Annotated in this window: 16 protein-coding genes; 8 read left to right on the forward strand and 8 right to left on the reverse strand. The window is 66.5% G+C overall.

Annotated features, from left to right (window positions below):
- Positions 1-58: 58 nt before the first annotated feature.
- Complete coding sequence (locus D7X30_RS18275) at positions 59-409, forward strand: hypothetical protein (RefSeq protein WP_199724401.1); 351 nt, start codon at positions 59-61, stop codon at positions 407-409.
- Positions 410-550: 141 nt separating this feature from the next.
- Positions 551-1,309 (forward strand): hypothetical protein, encoded by a 759-nt coding sequence (locus tag D7X30_RS18280; protein WP_147443233.1) that lies wholly within the window; start codon positions 551-553, stop codon positions 1,307-1,309.
- A 4-nt stretch (positions 1,310-1,313) separates the two neighbouring features.
- Here the strand turns inward: D7X30_RS18280 and nth are convergent, their stop codons facing one another.
- From nth to D7X30_RS18295, 3 genes are read right to left on the reverse strand one after another with little or no spacing between them, the layout of a single operon-like run.
- Entirely contained in the window at positions 1,314-1,949 is a 636-nt protein-coding gene (gene nth, locus D7X30_RS18285; protein ID WP_120564231.1) for an endonuclease III, read from the reverse strand.
- A 10-nt stretch (positions 1,950-1,959) separates the two neighbouring features.
- Positions 1,960-3,126 carry an iron-containing alcohol dehydrogenase gene (locus D7X30_RS18290; protein WP_120564232.1) on the reverse strand — a complete coding sequence of 389 codons (1,167 nt, stop codon included), beginning with the start codon at positions 3,124-3,126 and terminating at the stop codon, positions 1,960-1,962.
- A 1-nt stretch (position 3,127) separates the two neighbouring features.
- A complete protein-coding gene (locus D7X30_RS18295) occupies positions 3,128-3,445 on the reverse strand; it encodes a putative quinol monooxygenase (protein ID WP_120564233.1) in 318 nt (105 codons plus the stop codon).
- Between the two features lie 87 nt (positions 3,446-3,532).
- On the opposite strand from D7X30_RS18295, the gene D7X30_RS18300 reads away from it, so the two are divergent.
- The gene (locus D7X30_RS18300) at positions 3,533-4,426 is read left to right on the forward strand and encodes a 1,4-dihydroxy-2-naphthoyl-CoA synthase (RefSeq protein ID WP_120564234.1); all 894 of its coding nucleotides are present in this window, start codon (positions 3,533-3,535) and stop codon (positions 4,424-4,426) included.
- A gap of 6 nt (positions 4,427-4,432) precedes the next feature.
- On the opposite strand, the gene D7X30_RS18305 is transcribed toward D7X30_RS18300, so the two are convergent.
- A complete protein-coding gene (locus D7X30_RS18305; protein WP_233591638.1) occupies positions 4,433-6,442 on the reverse strand; it encodes a lipoxygenase family protein in 2,010 nt (669 codons plus the stop codon).
- Positions 6,443-6,779: 337 nt separating this feature from the next.
- Between D7X30_RS18305 and D7X30_RS18310 the strand changes: the two genes are divergently transcribed.
- The 5 genes from D7X30_RS18310 to D7X30_RS42330 are packed head-to-tail and all read left to right on the forward strand — an operon-like array spanning position 6,780 to position 11,912.
- A complete protein-coding gene (locus D7X30_RS18310) occupies positions 6,780-8,810 on the forward strand; it encodes a lipoxygenase family protein (RefSeq protein WP_120564236.1) in 2,031 nt (676 codons plus the stop codon).
- A 21-nt stretch (positions 8,811-8,831) separates the two neighbouring features.
- Complete coding sequence (locus D7X30_RS18315; protein WP_120564237.1) at positions 8,832-10,244, forward strand: cytochrome P450; 1,413 nt, start codon at positions 8,832-8,834, stop codon at positions 10,242-10,244.
- 30 nt (positions 10,245-10,274) lie between these two features.
- On the forward strand, positions 10,275-11,207 hold the full coding sequence (locus D7X30_RS18320) for a DUF2381 family protein (protein ID WP_120564238.1): 933 nt from the start codon (positions 10,275-10,277) through the stop codon (positions 11,205-11,207).
- A gap of 11 nt (positions 11,208-11,218) precedes the next feature.
- Entirely contained in the window at positions 11,219-11,710 is a 492-nt protein-coding gene (locus D7X30_RS18325; protein WP_120564239.1) for a serine/threonine protein kinase, read from the forward strand.
- Positions 11,711-11,762: 52 nt separating this feature from the next.
- Positions 11,763-11,912 carry a hypothetical protein gene (locus D7X30_RS42330; RefSeq protein ID WP_199724403.1) on the forward strand — a complete coding sequence of 50 codons (150 nt, stop codon included), beginning with the start codon at positions 11,763-11,765 and terminating at the stop codon, positions 11,910-11,912.
- A gap of 141 nt (positions 11,913-12,053) precedes the next feature.
- Here the strand turns inward: D7X30_RS42330 and D7X30_RS18335 are convergent, their stop codons facing one another.
- From D7X30_RS18335 to D7X30_RS18345, 4 genes are all read right to left on the reverse strand, one after another.
- On the reverse strand, positions 12,054-13,175 hold the full coding sequence (locus D7X30_RS18335; protein WP_233591639.1) for a DUF3103 domain-containing protein: 1,122 nt from the start codon (positions 13,173-13,175) through the stop codon (positions 12,054-12,056).
- 216 nt (positions 13,176-13,391) lie between these two features.
- Positions 13,392-13,592, reverse strand: coding sequence for a hypothetical protein (locus D7X30_RS18340; protein WP_120564241.1), 201 nt, complete (start codon positions 13,590-13,592; stop codon positions 13,392-13,394).
- Between the two features lie 569 nt (positions 13,593-14,161).
- Positions 14,162-14,773, reverse strand: coding sequence for a hypothetical protein (locus D7X30_RS41675; RefSeq protein WP_147443234.1), 612 nt, complete (start codon positions 14,771-14,773; stop codon positions 14,162-14,164).
- Positions 14,774-14,889: 116 nt separating this feature from the next.
- Positions 14,890-15,705 (reverse strand): hypothetical protein, encoded by an 816-nt coding sequence (locus tag D7X30_RS18345; RefSeq protein WP_147443235.1) that lies wholly within the window; start codon positions 15,703-15,705, stop codon positions 14,890-14,892.
- Positions 15,706-15,746 lie beyond the last annotated feature (41 nt).

The following is a 15,746-nucleotide window of genomic DNA, read 5'->3' on the forward strand; positions in this document are numbered from 1 at the left end:
GGGGCGCAGGCGTGCCTACGTTTCACGCCAGAGGGCCGGGACCCTCGGGGAGACGACCATGTGGACACGCCGCTTCAACGGGCTCGTCGTGCTGGGTGTGATTGGAACCGTGAGCTTTACGGCCGGCTGCAATGAGCGCCAACAGCAGGCCGTCAACGAGAACGCCCGTCAGGTCGGCCAGGAGGTAGGCGAGGCCGCCAAGGACGTCCAGCACGGCGCCAGCCGGGCCGCGGAGAGCCTCAGCGAGTCCAGCCGCGAGGCCGCTGACGGATTCCGGGAAGGCGTGGGCGGCTCGGGTAACACGGCCTCCGAGGAGCAGAAGGCCGACGAGCGCAGCGGGGACGGGCCGGACATCGGCCGCAACCCGGGCGTCATCCACGACGGGGAAGGGCCGCTGGAAGAACGCTGAAAGACGCAACGCGCCGGACACGCCGCGGCCCGGCGGTGTGTTTGAATGTGGACCATGGTTGCGGCCCCAGCCCTCCGTGGTCCCTTTCAGTCCCTGCTCCGTGTGTCGTGCCTGTTGCCGTGCTTGCTGACGGTGGCGTGCGTGACGACGACCGAGATGACGCGCGTCCCCACCCTGGAGGAGAAGTGCGACGGCGGGAGCGCCTGGGCCTGCGAGACCTGGGCGAAGCAGCTCCAGGTGGACAACCGGACGGAGGAGGCGGACCGCGCCCTGGGGCTTGCGTGCGCGATGGGCTCCTCGTCCGCCTGCCTGTCACAGGGCAAGGACCGGCTGTCGAGGGGCGACCTGGACGGCGCGGAGCCGCCGCTGCGCAAGGCGTATGACGAGGATTCGGAGGAGGCCACGCTGGCGCTCGCGGACCTCCAGGACGCGCGCGGGGACATGGCGGGTGCGGCGCACTTCCGTTACGAGGCGCTCTCCATCGACAAGTCGACGACGGAGTTCGCGCTGGGTTGGCGCGTCCCGTTCGACGGCGGCATGGGCATGGCGCTGGACGTGAACGTGCAGCCCATGGGGCTCAAGGCGCGGCGGCTGACGCTGGGCGCCAACGTGGGCCTGGGCCCGAACCAGGTGTCGCTGAACGCCACCGTGGGCTACCAGCACTTCGTGACGAACTGGTTCGCGCCCTATGGCCGGGCGCTGGTGGGCCCGTACCTGGATGACTCGTCCTCGCGGCGCACCCCCATCAACCTGGGGGCCGAGCTGGGCATGAAGTTCTTCGCGGGGCCCCTGGGCCACCTGGGCACCGGGTTCGGCACCTCGCTGGACGGCTCCACCTACTACTTCCTCGAAGCCGGCCTGGACTGGGTGCTGACGCTGGCGGTGCTCGCGCACATGTGACGGCTCAGGCCACGCCCAGCTTGGGGCACACGTCGTTGAGCAGGCACTCCGAGCACTTGGGCTTCTTGGCCACGCAGGTGTAGCGGCCGTGCAGCACCACGGCGGGGCCGAAGAAGGTCCAGTCGTCCTTGGGCACCAGCTTCATCAGGTCCGTCTCGATGGCCTCTGGCTTCTCCTGCTTCGTCAGGCCCAGGCGCTGGCTGACGCGGGCCACGTGCGTGTCCACGATGACGCCGGAGGCCTGATTGAAGGCCGTGTTGAGCACGACGTTGGCCGTCTTGCGTGCCACGCCGGGCAGCTCCACCAGGTCCTCCATGCGCGGGGGCACCTCGCCCTGGTGGGCGTCCAGCAGCGCGCGGCTCACGGCCTGCACCGTCTTGGTCTTCTGCTTGAAGAAGCCAGTGGGCTTGAGGTCCTCCTCCAGCTCCGCGGTGTCCGCGTCCGCGAGCGCCTGGGGGCCGTCGTACTTCTTCCACAGCTCGGCGGTGACGCGGTTGACGCGCTCGTCGGTGCACTGCGCGGCCAGGATGGTGGCCACCAGCAGTTCGAAGGGCGTGTTCCAGTTCAGCTCGTACTTCGCGCCGGGGTACTTCTCGCGAAGGCGTTCGAGCACCACGGGGACGAGGGCGGCGGGTTTCATGGGTGGGTCCTCACATCGACCGTTCGGCGAGCGCCGTCAACTCCGCGTCCGTGAGCGGAAGCGGATTGCCCTTCATGCTGCTGGCGGCGCGGGCCTTGGTGACAAGTTCAGGGATGGCCGCGTCGGTGAGGCCCATGTCCCGCAGGCCCCGGATGCGCACGGCGTGGACCAGGTCCTTCACCCAGAGGATGCCGTCCTCTGCGCGGGCGTTGGACTGGCCGGTGAGCAGCACCGCGAGCTCGCGGAAGCGGGGCAGGGCGGGGTGGTCCGGAGCACGGGAGCGCAGCGCCTCCAGGTTCAGCTCCAGCGTGGCTCCGAGCAGCGCGGCGCACAGCGCGCCATGGGCCGCGCCGAGCATCCCGCCCAAAGGCGCCGCGAAGCCATGCACCGCGCCCAGGCCCGCGTTGGCGAGGCACAGGCCGCCAAAGAGGCTGGCGATGGCCAGGTCCTCGCGCTCCGCCGGGCCGGGACCGTGCAGCACCGCCTTGCGCAGGGAGCGCGCGGAACGCTGCATGCCTTCGCGCGCGAGCGCGTCCGTGAGCGGCTGGGCGCGGATGGACAGGAACGGTTCGATGAGCTGGGACAGCGCGTCCAGGCCGCCCGCCGCGAGCACGTCCGCGGGCGCATGCTCCAGCAGGTCCGGATCCACCAGGGCGACGCGGGGGAGCATCATCGGGCTGCGCAGGCTGGCCTTCACGCCGGCCTCCTTCGAGCCCAGCACCGCGTTGCGAGTCACCTCCGAGCCGGTGCCCGCCGTGGTCGGTACGGCCACGAACGGCAGTGACGGCTTCGTCAGGGCCTGTCCCCGGCCAATGACCTCCAGGTAGTCCAGCGGGTCGCCCCCGTTGGCGGCGAGCGCGGCGATGGCCTTGCCCGCGTCGAGCGCGCTGCCACCCCCGATGGCGACCACGGCGTCACAGCCGGAGTCCACGGCGGCGGCGGTGCCTTCGCGCGCGAGTTCGACGGTGGGCTCGCCCGGGACGCGGAAGGAGGCGGAAGGGATGCCCAGCCGTTCGAGCCCCGCGCGAACGGGTTCGGCGCGGGCAGGGTTGGTGCCGGTGACGAGCAGGACCTTCCGCCCGCCGAGTCCTCGCACGAGGTCGGGGACTTCCTGGACGCGGCCCGGGCCGAAGAGGACGCGGGTGGCGGTGGCGAACTCGAAGGGGGCGGTGGGCATGTCACCAGGCCGCGTCGTCGGGGAAGCGGTTGGTGTAGCGGTGGGGGATGCGGGGCTCGGCCATCATGGGGGTGACGGTGTCACGCCACGTGAGGTAGTGGGCGGTCTCCTTGTGCGCGGCGGGGGCGTCCGGGGAGCGGTAGGCCTCCACGAGGACGAAGCGGGTGGGGTCTTCGTTGTCCTGGCAGACATCGAAGCGGGCGATGCCGGGCTCCTTCACGCTCTCGCGGGCGTTGGCGAGGGTGGCCTGGAGGAAGGCGTCGACGTGCTGGGGAAGCACGTGCACGTGGACATGGACGACGAGCAGGCTCGTGGACATGGCGCGCACGGTAGCGCGGGCGTCCCCGAGCGGAAACCGCTAGGGTTCCGGGCCGTTCACTCCCTCAATTTCGGAGCAAGACTGCGCATGGTCTCGGACCTCTTTGACGCGTCCCGCTGGCAGCCGGTGGAAGGCCACAAGTTCAAGGACATCACGTTCCACCGCGCGGTGGATCAGGGCACGGTGCGCATCGCGTTCAACCGGCCGGAGGTGCGCAACGCGTTCCGTCCGAAGACGGTGGACGAGCTGGCCCGGGCGCTGGAGGCCACGCGGTTCATGACGGACGTGGGCGTGGTGCTGCTCACGGGCAACGGGCCGTCGCCGAAGGACGGAGGGTGGGCGTTCTGCTCGGGAGGCGACCAGCGCATCCGCGGCAAGGACGGCTACAAGTACGAGCCCGGCGAGGACGCGGCGGACCCCGCGCGGCTGGGGCGGCTGCACATCCTGGAGGTGCAGCGGCAGATCCGCTTCCTGCCGAAGGTGGTGATGGCGGTGGTGCCGGGCTGGACGGCGGGTGGCGGGCACAGCCTGCATGTCGTGTGCGACCTGACCATCGCGAGCAAGGAACACGGGATGTTCAAGCAGACGGACGCGGACGTGGCCAGCTACGACGCGGGCTACGGCAGCGCGCTGCTGGCGCGGCAGGTGGGGCAGAAGCGGGCGCGCGAAATCTTCTTCCTGGGCCAGGCCTACACGGCGGACGAGGCGTTCCAGATGAACGCCATCAACAAGTCCGTGCCGCACAAGGACCTGGAGAAGGTGGCTCTGGAGTGGGCGGCGGAGATCAACACCAAGAGCCCCACGGCCATCAAGATGCTGAAGTATGCCTTCAACCTCCCGGACGACGGGCTCGTGGGCCAGCAGCTCTTCGCGGGCGAGGCCACGCGTCTGGGATACGGCACGGAAGAGGCACAGGAAGGCCGCGACGCGTTTGTTCAAAAGCGCAAGCGCGACTTCAAGCGGTTCCCCTGGACGTACTGATGCCGCTCAGATGTTGATGCGGGAGCTGACCGTCCGGACATCCAGGCCCAGGGCCGCGAAGTCCGCGGCATGGGCCCGGAGCAGCTCCAGCAGCCGGGGATGCATGTCTTCCTCTTCGTTGGACAGGATGAAGCCGTAGTTCGTCTTGGACAACATCCATGAGATCCACAGCATCTCCGTCGCCGCGTCAGGCGGCGGCGCGACGTCCAGGTCTTCCTCGGTGGACAGCGCGCCGCCCTTGCCCCAGCGCAATCCCAGACACGAGTACAGGACCTCTCCCGCGTCCTCCCACTGGAGGTTGTTCGCCCAGGCGTGCCGGAACGTCGCGAAGAAGATGACGTAGCGGCAGAGGTGCTTCAGCGCCTCCACCTCACCGGGCTGGGGTGTCTCCGTCCGCGTCACCGCGCTCACGGCCTTGGATGCCGGCTCCGTGACCTTCGCGTCCAGGTCCATTCGCTCCGAGCGCACGAACCACGGCGCGTCCTTCCCCGGCACCTTCGCCCGCAGATAGCGGCACACGAACGCTGGCGCGGAGTGCGTGACGAGGTCGTCCGAGAACCTGCGCACCTCCTGCCATTGCGCCTCCACCGCCGCGCCGTGCTCCGCGAAGAACGCGTCGATGTGCTCCCCGAGCAGCTTCCAGAAAAGCTGGCCCGCGTGCGCGTAGCGGTGCCCCTCGCAGACTGGAGCCGCGGGCGCGAAGCCCTTCCAGTCATAGCTGCCCATCAGGTGCTCCAGCCGCTGGTGGATGCCTGCTTCCGTCAGCGCACTGGCCCGCGTGATGTATCCCGTGGGCCCCACCAGGAACCCATTGGCGGCGTGGTTGATCAACACCACTTCGCGCAGGTGCGGCATGAGCAGCCAGCGCAAGGGATTGCGCCGCAGGTTGCGGTGCGCGGCGATGGCGTACTGCTCCACGTTGAAGTGGCACTGCCCCAGGTGATTGCCGAGCTCCACGTCCAGCGTCGCGCTTACCCGCGCCATCCGCTTCGCAGCCTCCCAGTCCGCGCCATCCGCGGGCGTGTACGTCCGCCGCGTCACCGGTGAGCCGGGCGCCGTCGCTCCGGGCTCCCGCATCCCCAGGATGATCCGCTGGGGCATCAGCCTGCCGTCCACCAGCCGGAGGCGGAGATCCACGTCCGGCAGGCAATGCACGCCGTCCTGCTCATAGGCATTCCACGGCAGGTACAGCCGGAAGGCCTGGTCGTCCCCAGGCACCTCCGGGTCGCGGTCCAGGAGGGTGGAGAACATCCCGTTGAGCAGCCGCTCCCCGAACCACGCATCGCTCCTCGAGGAGCCCGGGGACTCGCGCTCCATCCGGACCGTCATCGTCTCCGGGTAGTCCGCCTGGATTCTCGCGAGGCTCGGCGCCTGTCCCAGCCGGATCTGCAGCTGGTGCTGCCGCTTCACCAGTTCGATGGGCGCGACGGCCTTGAGCATCGCCAGGGCTCTGCCGGGCGCATACGCCGTTGGCGGGGTGCCTTCCTCCACCACCAGCAACCGCGCCAGCGGCGTAGACGGGTCGTATTCCCAGTAGGGCAGTCGCAGCGTCCCGAAGTCGTGCTCCCGTCCAACGTGATCGTCCGGTCCGCGCTCCGAACCAATGCGCCTCCAGGTCTCCACCACACGGCCGTCCTGGCGGAACGTGTGCTGCGGCTCGAAGAAGCGCAGCTCCAGGTCCGGCGTGTCTCCTTCACCCGCGTCCGCCGGGTCGTAGCGGATGGTGAATGAACCATCCGCGGCCGTGAAGCCCTCGCCCAGGAAGTCGTCCGGCGTGCCGAAGTCCCGGTCCCACAGCTCGAGCTTGATGTGATGCAGGGGAATGGGACCCTGGGGCCCGTCCTGTTCGAACATCAACCTGCCGGTGACGACGGCGGGGAGGGCCGACGAAGCCCGGCGCGCTCGCGGCGCACGCACCTGCTTGACCAGGTTGCGGCTGACCGCCAGCCGCTCCTTCAGCCCCAGCCCCGCGTACCACCGGGCCAGCTCCTCCGCCTCCAGGAGTGGCGGTTCCACGGCCTTGGATGAGAACCCCAGGGAGGTCAGCAGGCGGCGCCACGCACCAGGCATCAGCTCCGCGCCTCAATGCCTGCCGTGGTCGGAGCCGACCCTCGAACGGTACCGCGGGAACCCCCCTCAGCCGGGGGACAACGGGAAGCGGGCTTCATCTCGCGGGAAGGTAGCATGCCTGCGGCAATCCCATACTCGCGCCCTCGCCCCCGAGGGCAGGCGGCTATTGGATCCGCGGCAGCCAGCTGCCGTCACATGCTCCGCATGAGCGGTGACGCCTCCGCACATTGTCCGCCCCGCTTCCACCGGCGTACCTTGCGCGCCACGTGCTAGTGGAGAATCCATGGGTACCGATTACACGCTAACGATTCGCACGAGCTCGAAGCTCGGCGCGGGAACCAACTCGGCCATCTCCGTGGTCCTGGTGGGCACGAAGGGCGAGAGCCGGCCGTACCTCCTGGACAAGCGCTTCCACAACGACTTCGAGGCCGGCGCGGTGGATGCCTACACCGTCAAGGCCGAGGACCTGGGCGACCTGCTCGTGCTCCGGTTCTCCAACGCTGGCGGTGGCGTCGGGGGCGACTGGCTCCTGGACTCGGTGACCGTCACCACGACGGGGAGGCACTGGTTCTTCCCGTACTACCGCTGGGTCCTGGGCAAGACCACCGCCGACGTCCTCGAGGGCACCGCGCGGCTGCCCCAGCAGGTCCAGCACGAGCGGGAGAAGATGGCCCGGAACGACCTGCTCCTGGCCCGCCAGCGCATGTACCCCTGGCGCCCCGCGGAGGCGACCGCCGGGCTGCCCGGCGCGCTCGACATCACGGAGGCGCGTCCGCTGCCGAAGGACGAGCTCTACCGGGGGCTCGTGGATGGCAGCTACGAGGTCGTCATCGCGAAGACGCTCGCGGCCATCAAGCTGCACATGCCCGTGCTGAGCAAGGCGTGGAACGGGCTCGTGGACATCTTCGACTTCTTCAAGGGCCTTGAGCTGCCCACGCTCGCCCGGCGCTGGCAGGACGACGCCGAGTTCGCCCGGCAGGCCGTGCAGGGCATCAGCCCCGTCCACATCCAGTCCATCACCGCGCTGCCGGAGGGCATGCCCGTGACGGATGACGCGCTGAAGGGGCAGCTGTCGCCGGGCACGACGCTGGAGCAGGCGCTGGCCGGCAAGCGCGTCTTCCTGCTCGACTTCGAGATCCTGGGCGACGTGCCCATGTTCAAGAAGACCAACAAGGAGGGCGTCGAGGAGCGCCGGTGGGCGCCCGCGTCCCGGTGTCTGCTGTACCTGGATGACACGCGGCAGCTGCGGCCCATCGCCATCCAGCTCGGCCGTGACCCGGAGCAGGATCCGGTGTTCACGCCCAATGACAGTGCGCACGACTGGCTGGCCGCGAAGATCTACCTGCGGTGCAGTGAGGGCAACACGCACCAGATGGTGGGCCACGCGCTGCGCACCCACTTCGTGGCGGAGCCGTTCGTCATGGCGACGATGCGCAACCTCCCGGACCCGCACCCGGTCTACAAGCTTCTGCGCCGCCACTTCCGCTACACGCTCGCCATCAACGAGGGCGCGCGAAAGGGCCTGCTCGCGGAAGGCGGCGTGTTCGATGACCTCATCGCCACCGGCGGCCCCGACCAGGGCCATGTGTTCCTGGGCAAGAAGGGGTACCGGACCTGGACGCTCACGGACAACCAGCCGCGCCAGGACATCGAGCGGCGCGGCGTGCTCGACCCCGCGGTGCTCCCGAACTACCCATACCGGGATGACGCGCTGCTGCTGTGGGACGCCCTGGAGGAGTATGTGGGCGGCGTGCTGGGGCACTTCTACAGGTCCGACGAGGACCTGGTGCACGACACCGACATGCAGCGATGGTGGAAGGACCTCACCGAGCACGGCCTGCCCGTGGAGAAGCTCCCGTGCGCGGAGCTGAAGCGCGTGTCCGACCTCACGGACATCCTCACCACGGTGCTCTTCACGGTCAGCGTCCAGCACGCGGCGGTGAACTACCTCCAGTACGAGCACTACGCCTTCGTGCCCAACGCACCGCTGTGCATGCGCCAGCCTCCGCCGCGCCAGAAGGGCGTCCTGGGGGAGAAGGACATCGAAGCGATGATTCCCTCCAAGACGCAGATGCTCTGGCAGGTGGCCGTGGGCCGCGCGCTGTCCAGCTTCGGTGACGACGAGGAGTACCTGCTCCACGAGGACGGCTGGCGCGAGGAGTACTTCCAGGAGCAGGAGCTCCTCGCCATCCGCGACCGTTTCCACTCCCGGCTGCGCGCGCAGAGCGAGGCCGTGAAGGCGCGCAACGCGAAGCTCGCGGTGCCCTACACCGTCCTGCAGGCCGACCGCATCCCCTGCGGCATCACCGTCTAGCGCCGTCAGGAGACACCGCCCGTGCCCAACGCCCTCTCTCGCGGCATCTTCAACCTGTTCTTCGGCGCGAAGCGAAAGCCGTTCGCGTCGCTGCCCGGTCCCCCGCCGGGGATCCTCGGCACGGCTGGGGACTTCCTGGGGGCTTCGCCCTGGGACGTCTGCGCCCGCTATGGCCGCGAGTACGGCGGCGTCACGCTCATCTGGATGGGACCCAATCCCGGACTGGTGCTCAACGATCCGGCGCTCATCGCGGAGGTCTACGAGTCCCCGCGCCGGATGGAGTTCGAGAAGGGGAACATCAGCGAGCAGATCCGCCCCTCCACGACGGACGACACGGCCTTCACTGCGGAGCTGCGTGGCGACTGGGTCCAGAAGCGCGCCCTGGAGCCCGGCGCGCAGCCCTGGGCCACGGAGTGGCTGGCGGACCAGGTGGGCCCCATGCAGGTGGCCATCTCCGAGTCCGTGGACGCGCTGCTCAAGCAGGGGACCATCGATTTCACGCCCGCGCTGCGCAGGCTGACGTTCGACGCGTTCTCGGTGGCTCAGGTGGGGGAGAAGCTGCCGGATCAGGTGTTCGAGGACTTCATGCTGCTCGCGAGGGCGGCGGACGCGCGCATCCAGTCGAAGCTGCCACTGAAGTTCGTGAAGCCGCCGAAGGACTTCGAGGCGGTGAAGGCGCGCTTCTACGGGCACTTCGTGGACCGCATCCGCGAGGCTCGCAAGCGGCAGGACCCGGGTGCCATGGACGTCATGTCCCGCTACCTGCGGGAGACACCGGGCATTGATGACCAGGTGCTGGCCCACATGCTTGGGGGCACCTACTTCGGCGGGGCGTTCTCCTCCAGCGTCACGCTGGTGGGGGCGTTCCACCAACTCAACAAGTATCCCGATGCGGACGCGCGTTTGGCCGCCGAGGCGGCTTCGCTGGTGGCGGATGGGCCGCTGACGTTCCAGAAGGCGGAGTCTGCGAAGTGGGCGGAGGCCGTGGCGTATGAGGCGCTGCGCATCCTGCCGGCGGTCCGGGTGATGACGCGCACGCCGTCGAAGGATGCGCAGCTGGCCGGCGTCACGTTGCCGGCGGGTTCGATGATCATGATCTCGAACCAGCACCTGCACCGCGACCCGGCGCACTGGCCGGACCCGGAAACGTTCAAGCCGGAGCGCTGGCTGGACGGAGGCACGACGCGAGACCCGCTGGGGAGCGGCCACTTCTTCCCCTTCGGGCGGGGGCCGCGCGCGTGCGTAGGCGCGGACTTCGCGATGGTGTTCCTGAAGACGGCACTGACGACGATTGCCTCCCGCGTGAAGGTCCAACTCGATTCGACGGATCCCTTTGAGGAGGGCTTCTTCTTCGGCGTGGTGCTGCCGAAGGGTGTCACCGGGAAGCTCGTCGCTCGGGCGGCTCAGGCGTCACTCAAGGCAAAGGTTGGATGACCTGTACCTGCCCTGGTAGGTTGGTACTCCATGCGCGTCCTCCCTCTTCTCAGGTATGGCCTCTTGCTTGTCCTGATTGCTTCGCCGTCCCTGGCGAGGGAGGTGACAGACAAGCTCACAATTCGGACGCTCAAGGTCCCAGCCCATCCAGCCCAGGAGGCGTCGTCCATCTATGTCTCCTGGCAGGTGGTGACAGCGCTTCGCTTCGAGGCGGAAGTTGATCCCGCCAGGACGAAGTTCCTGGGGTGGGAAGGACGTTTCGAAGCGCCGCTGATCGGCGGCAAGAAGATCATCCTCGAACCGCTGCGTGAACTCGATAGCGGCGAAGCGTTACCCCTGCTGGTGAGACTCGTTGATGGAACAGAGTTCACGTTCCTCGTGAGGGCCAAGAGCCGAGAGGATTGGGGCTGGGTCGACTACCAGGTCAACGTGTTCAAGGACCCCGACAGCTACGATGCGGTCCTCTCCTCGCTTTATGACTCGCTCGGCCGCGAGCGCAAGCTGAGTGAGGAGAATGAGCGCTTCAAGAAGGAAGAGAACTCGGTTGACCACGCCTATGCGACGCTTCTCGCGAATGGACAGGTCAAGAAGACGCCGTTTCGGCGTGCGAAGTTCTGGCGCTCGACGAACGAAGACATGGACGTCGTCGTTGAAGTCTTCTCGGGTCCGGAAAAGGCAGCAGCCGTGATTCACCTGACGAACACCTACCATGGCCAGTCCTGGAGGTTCGACGGGGCCTATCTCACTCGCGACTTCTCCAGGGACACCGCTCGCCCGTTCGCGCTTCGCATGAATCGCTCCGTCCTCGTTTCGGGACAGTCGGGAAGGATCGCCGTCGTTGTCGACAAGAGCGCCTTCGAGGACAAGGACGGGCAGTTGGCCGATCTGGCCCTCCAGATATTCCGGGACGATGGACTCCTCCAGGTGTTCGTCGCGATGGATCACACCCTGCTTCGGCAGTAGAAGTGGCGCTCATGCGCATGCCCAAGGCTCTGTTGCTCGGCTCCGTTCTCCTGCTTGGCGCCCCTTCCGGCTGCACTACGGCTGGCGGTGTAGCGCTGCGTCCGGATGGCACTCCAGGACCGCAGGAGTGCCCGGCGAAGGCGCTCGAAGTCATGCGGTACCTGAGGCTGCGCGTCGGGGATGCCGCGCTGGCGGATCTCGATGCCAACCAGATCGACGCAAGGCGCATCTCCCTCTACGACGGACCCATTGAGAGCATCCTCAAGGACGACATGGGCACCCTTGAGGCGACGACACGCTTGTATGGGCAAGTCTGGACGAGCGGGCCCCAGGTCGTCATTCGCTGGTACGAGGCCCACCCGCCAGATGGCGACAAGGTTCCCATCTGCGCCGTGGCTCGGCTCAGCCGGGATCAAATGCGGAAGCTGCCTGAATCAAAGCCTGGAATGGCGATCCTCGACGGCTCCGTTGCTGCTGCCTACATCGTCGATTCATTTCGCTGACATCTGACCATGGGGCCGCTGGAGCTTTGATCCTGGTTCTGTAGGAGGACCCATGGCCTACAACTCCAATTTCGACGTCGATGCAGTGATGGGCGTCCTTGGAACGATCGGTGAGCGCTTCGAGGCTGGGACTCCCGAGGACGAGGCTCTGAGAATCGCAGCGGTCGCGCTGCTCTACGTCCGCGAGAAAGGGAAGCTGTAGGACTGCCGGGAGTACTTCCGGCAGTTCTTCATCCCCGCCACGGAGTCCATTGTCGTGGTCCAGTCGTGAGGGGTCGAGCAGAGACGCCTCGACCCCCCGTCGGCCAGTTGAGCCGATACGACTCTCGGTGCCTACCGGCTGCTACTGGCCCACGAGCTCGTACGGTTTGAGAGACACCACCGCGTTGCCGCGTGCTCCACTGTAGTTGGTGTAGGTGTGGTTCTTCTCCAGGGTGTAGAACGAATCGACGTAGTCGTCGTCGTTGGTGAACCACTCACCCGGCATGCGATCCACCAGCCCGCTGCCCAGGGCAACCAGGGCGCCGATCTCCGGCTGGCCGATGGCGGTCAGGATCTGGCTCGCGACATTGAACAGGTAGCTCACCAGCGCCTGGTAGCTGGTGTTGTCGTCGTGCTCCATGAGGATGACGTTCGCCGCCGCCCAACGGTAACGCTCCCAGAAGATCAGGACCTGGTTCGGGGAGTAGGTCCTCCCATCCGTGTCCAGATAGGGCATGTCGACGATGTCCAACTGCGGCGCGTCACGGCTGGGGTCGACACCATTGACGATGGCATAGACCTCCGCGTTACCGGAGATCCAGGGCTCCTCGTCGTCGTTCAGGTAGATGCGATCGAGGATCGTCACCGGCGTGTTGGTCGCCGCGGCGGCCGTGTCCAGGACGGGCAGGGGACGTTGCCCGAGGGCCACGAGGTGCTCGCGCATCAGCTTGATGCCGGCGGCCAGGTCCCTGCGCGCGTCGATGTCCACCACCAACACCGGTTGTTCGGGCATGCGGTGCACGTCGAGGCGGTGCACGCGGCCAAGGCCATCGAAGGCCTCGATGAATTGCCACTGGGAGTCATTGCCATCCGGTTCGTAGGCGTAGAGAGGTTCAACGCCTTGCTGCAATGCCGCCAGCATGGACGCGCTGGCCAGACGAAGCTGCAGCAGGCTGTCGAGCTCACGATCGATGCCCTTGAGCCGACGGATGCTCAGGTCCGCTCGCTCCGCCACGCCCGTGACGGAGGACGGGGCCGACACGGTGCTCAGCCACTGCTTCAGATCCACCGCGAGCTGCTCGCCGCTCAATCGGGAAGCGAGAGCCTTTCGCATCACCGTGTCCTGCTTCGCCAGGGTCAGCGCCACCTCGCGCTTGTCGGCGGCCAGCGACACGCTGATGCGCTCGCGCAGCGCCGCTGGCTTCATGGCGGCGGCTCGAGCTTGGGGGACTACGTTCACGCAAATGAACAGCGCGATGACCATCCCTATCCGCTTCATTGGATTCTCCGGTGGGTGAGAGAGGGTGCTGGGCCAGCAGCCGCAGGTGCACGGCAACGCTGACCTGCCATTATTCATCATGGCCTGTATTCATGGATATAGAAGAAAAAGCAGGATTGCGTGAGTCGCTCCCGGTGAGGCCGCCTCTCGTTGCAGGGACCCGGGCCGGATGCGCCCGGTCCCTGCGGCTGGCTCACTTCATCAACGCGACATCGAAGCGAAGCCGTCCACGAACCCGATCGTCGGGGTGTACTGCTCCAGGTGCTCGCGGACCGGGCCGGGCAGGTCGGAATCCAGGGCGCTGGCCGAGTCCTGGACCGTCAACGGCTGACTCGCGACGACCGTCAAGGTGAAAGCACCCTGGTTGTTGTTCTCGTTGGTCTCCGCGACGTCATCGTCCACCCGTGCAGAAGCATCCGCCCGAGCGACTTGTAGGCTATCCTGTCTGATTTCCTTGAAGACAGCCCTCCAAGTCGCTCATACGCTCCCATGATCGTCGTGCCGGCGCGTTCCCTTCATATCCATCCCCTCGCGTGCCGCTTGCGCACAGCGGACTTGCGAGAACTTCAAGCGACAACTGCCGAGGCTCCGACGGCAGTTCTGGAACGCCTCCTGCGTCAATCTGCGCCCTGCCTCACGCTTCTTGGACAGGCGGGGGACGTGGTTGGGATGTTTGGCGCTGTCCCAAGCCACTCTCACTCTGGCGAAACGTGGCTCCTCGGGACGAACGAGTTCATGACGAACCCGGCGTCAATCGTGCGACTCACCTTTGAGTGGGTCCCAAAGCTCCACCAGAAATACCATTGCCTCTGGTGCAACGTGGACAGCAGAAACGTTGCGCATATCCGTTGGTTGCGCTGGGCAGGCTTTGCTCAAACGGCGACGCTTGAGTCTCATGGCGTCGAAGGACGGCGCTTCTATTGTTTTGCACGGTTTGCGTACACAGCCATTGGCCGGCGGTGAGGGGGCCGTCAGGGATGGCCATCCGCTGCCGCACAGCCATCGTCTGGCGGATGAGCGAGTTTTTCTTCAATCACCTGCAGGGGCGGCGCAGCGCCCTGGCGAATTCCGGCGAACTCTGCCCGGAGCCTGACACTCGCCCCCTCAGCAGCCCAGCCATCAACATCGCCGGGAGCGAAGACAAAGAATTCAAACGCCGTGGGTGACACCCAGTGGCCATGACCATGGTGGTGAGGCTTGGGCAATTCCCCCGAGTAACGCAGCGTTGCGAAGGGGGGGCGGCGGCCTGCCAGGTAGTCTTGCAGGGCCCCCAATTCGACAATGTGATAGCCCACCGAGCGCCCCAGAAAAAGCGCGACATGGCGACAGTCCGGAGAGAAAATGTTGCAGCTCCAGTCGGACGGGAACAACAGTTCTTCAGGCTTGAACTCCAGTTCCTCACCGCTCGGGAACTGAAAGCGCAGCGTGTGAAACCCGAATACAGGCGAAAACTCCTTTGGGACCGGCTCACCGAACCAGCGGGCAACGACACCCGTCGAACTCCCCGCCAATGAACAACGCAGCGTCGTAAGCGGGATGTCTGCTGGCGCTTCAACGGCCGCAGGGCTGGCATCGGTGGGCACGCCAACCCTGCTTCGTGCAACGTCGCCAGTGGGTACTTGCTCTCGGGTGCAACCCCCTTTGGACCCGCAGGCCACAAGGAAAACCAAGGTGAGCAGCACACATGTGCGCATGGGGTTCAAATCCTCCAGGCCCTTTCGACATCGGCCCGTGGCGCGACGATAGCGCCGCTTCCCCATCGACCCAAGCCGCCCCAGGATTCGAGACGCGTGCCTTCCATGACCCGCTCACTGGTGCTCGGTTGGTCCCAATGGACCTCGTACACGATCCCCGAAATGATGAGGCACATGTGATAGCCGCCATGTGCGGAGAACACGCCAAAGGCGACTTTCTTCAGCCGATTCAAGTCTTTGGTGTCCTTGGGGGTGGCACTGCCGCTCTCGGGGGCGTAATTCACAGCCAGTCTGCCAATGCTGATTCCTGGGTATTTCTGGGCGTTTCCAGTTGCCTTGTAGTATGACTTTGCTTCCCTTGCCTTCAGGTAGGCGAATGACTGCTCATTGGAAGGGACGCTCTTCCATTCGTATTTCGGGTACTTGGGATCTGGAGCCCAGAATATCCCCTCCCACGCCAGCTTTTGCTGGAGTGCTGCCTGAAGGTCGAGCCCGGAGGGATTCGTGGCGCCTCTGGTCTTCATGTTCGCCCGCATCTGGGTCTTGATCTGGACCCAGGCATCCATCTGCTTTTGCTGCTTGAATGTGTCCGAGAGCACCTCGATGACGTACTCGGTGCAGTCGGTCGCAATGACCGAGGCCGTTGGATCTCTGGACCGGTTTCCCTTGTACAACCCAGTCCCTTTCTCCAGGACCGACAATCGGTGGGCAACGTCCTTCATCGCGGTGAAGGCCGCGGCAACCTCACCCAAGCTCCTTCCGGAGTCATTCGCTGTGATGGCCTCCAGCCGAATCTTCTCCGCCTTGAGTGATGCAATCATGGTGTGCTTGGAGTCTGTGCATCCGGCAATACACATGGGCC

It is taken from the genome of Corallococcus sp. AB011P (assembly GCF_003611605.1).
GTDB lineage: Bacteria > Myxococcota > Myxococcia > Myxococcales > Myxococcaceae > Corallococcus > Corallococcus coralloides.